This is a genomic window from Streptomyces klenkii (assembly GCF_003626645.1).
In the GTDB taxonomy this organism is placed as follows: domain Bacteria; phylum Actinomycetota; class Actinomycetes; order Streptomycetales; family Streptomycetaceae; genus Streptomyces; species Streptomyces klenkii.
This window is the reverse complement of sequence record NZ_RBAM01000088.1, coordinates 1-1,361: the sequence shown is the minus strand read 5'-3', so window position 1 is coordinate 1,361 and position 1,361 is coordinate 1. Positions and strand designations below refer to the sequence as shown.

Below are 1,361 nucleotides of genomic sequence, written 5' to 3'. Positions count from 1 at the left end.
CCAGCCGCCAGGCCGTGCTCGACCTGGCCGCGCAGTGCCTGCGGCTCATCCCGCACCGCGACAGCGAGCCGGACGGGCTGACCGTCATCCAGGACTCCGGCCACCCGAACCAGCCGCCGGGATTCGCCGGGTTCAGCAACCAGGCCCTTCCCGTCCACACCGAGCGCTCCGGAACACCCGAACCGCCGCGCCTGATGCTGTTCGTCTGCGCCCGGCCTGCCAAGGCGGGCGGGGCCATCCGGCTGGCCGACGGCCGCGCAGTCCACACCGACCTCGCCCACCAGCGCCCCGATGCCGCCACCGCCCTGGCCGATCCCCGCGCCGCCCTCTTCGGCGGCGCCGACGGCGTCTTCGCGCCGGTGTTCGCCTGGGCCGAGGACAACCGCCTCACGCTGCGGCTGCGGCAAGACCAGCTCGTGCGCTGGAACCCCCTGGCCGCGCCTCACCTCGCGCACCTGCGCGCCGCTATCGCCCGCCACCAGCAGCGGCTGGAGCTGGCGGCCGGGGAGGGATACCTGCTGGACAACCACCGCTGGCTGCACGGCCGCGACGGATTCCGCGGCGAACGCGTCGCTTACCGCGCCCTGGGCACCGCCCGCTTCCCCCTGGACTCCGGATTCCGCCCCCGCGGCGCGGCCTCCCCGCCCCGCGTATCCCCGGAGTACCGCTGATGCCGACCACGATCGGCAAGGCGTTCCGCTTCGAGGCCGCACACCGGCTTGCCAGCCTCGGACCGGAGCACAAGTGCTCCCGGCCGCACGGGCATAGCTACCGGGTCGAGATCGCCCTCACCCGTGCCGAACTCGTACCCCCGGGCTTCGTCACCGACTTCGGCGACCTTGCGCCCTTCGGCAGGTATCTCAGCGAGGAGCTGGACCACCGGGATCTGACGGAGACCCTTCCGTTCGAGCCCACCTGCGAGCTGCTGGCGCGGCACCTCGCCCAGTGGTTCATCGCGAACCTCGAACCGGACATCCCCGGACGCTTGAGGTCGGTGCGCGTCAGCGAGACCGCATCGACCTGGGCCCAGTACGACGTGGAGGAGCGGGATGGTGGCCGAGCCCCGGCTGATCGTCGCTGAGCGCTTCGGAGTTGACCGGCCCACGTTCCAGGGCGAGGGCCCCAGCATGGGGGAGCCGGCGGTGTTCATCCGGCTCTCCCGGTGCAACCTTTCCTGCGGGTGGTGCGACACGCCCTGGACCTGGGACTGGGAACGCTACGACCCGCGCGCCGAGTCGGCCGGACACAGCGTGGAGGACCTCGCCGCCTGGGCGCTGGGCGCGCCGACGGGCCTGGTTGTGGTCACCGGCGGCGAACCGCTGCTCCAGCAACGGCAACTGGTCCCCCTGGTACGGCGCCTG

The 1,361-nt window shown here is 72.9% G+C and carries 3 protein-coding genes; all 3 read left to right on the top strand.

The genetic code is table 11. The annotated features are described in order from the left end of the window. Positions 1-671: TauD/TfdA family dioxygenase (locus tag D7231_RS34820; RefSeq protein WP_147449887.1), on the top strand; the 671-nt coding region annotated here is incomplete at its 5' end. Then, positions 671-1,081 (top strand): 6-pyruvoyl trahydropterin synthase family protein, encoded by a 411-nt coding sequence (locus tag D7231_RS34815; RefSeq protein WP_120760359.1) that lies wholly within the window; start codon positions 671-673, stop codon positions 1,079-1,081. The genes D7231_RS34820 and D7231_RS34815, both read left to right, overlap by 1 nt. Continuing rightward, the coding region (locus D7231_RS34810; RefSeq protein ID WP_147449886.1) for a 7-carboxy-7-deazaguanine synthase QueE at positions 1,050-1,361 on the top strand (312 nt) is incomplete at its 3' end. The genes D7231_RS34815 and D7231_RS34810, both read left to right, overlap by 32 nt.

Bases quoted from the DNA above. Each gene is read 5' to 3' on its own strand.
- D7231_RS34815 (WP_120760359.1), top strand. From the start codon at position 671: ATGCCGACCACGATCGGCAAGGCGTTCCGCTTCGAGGCCGCACACCGG.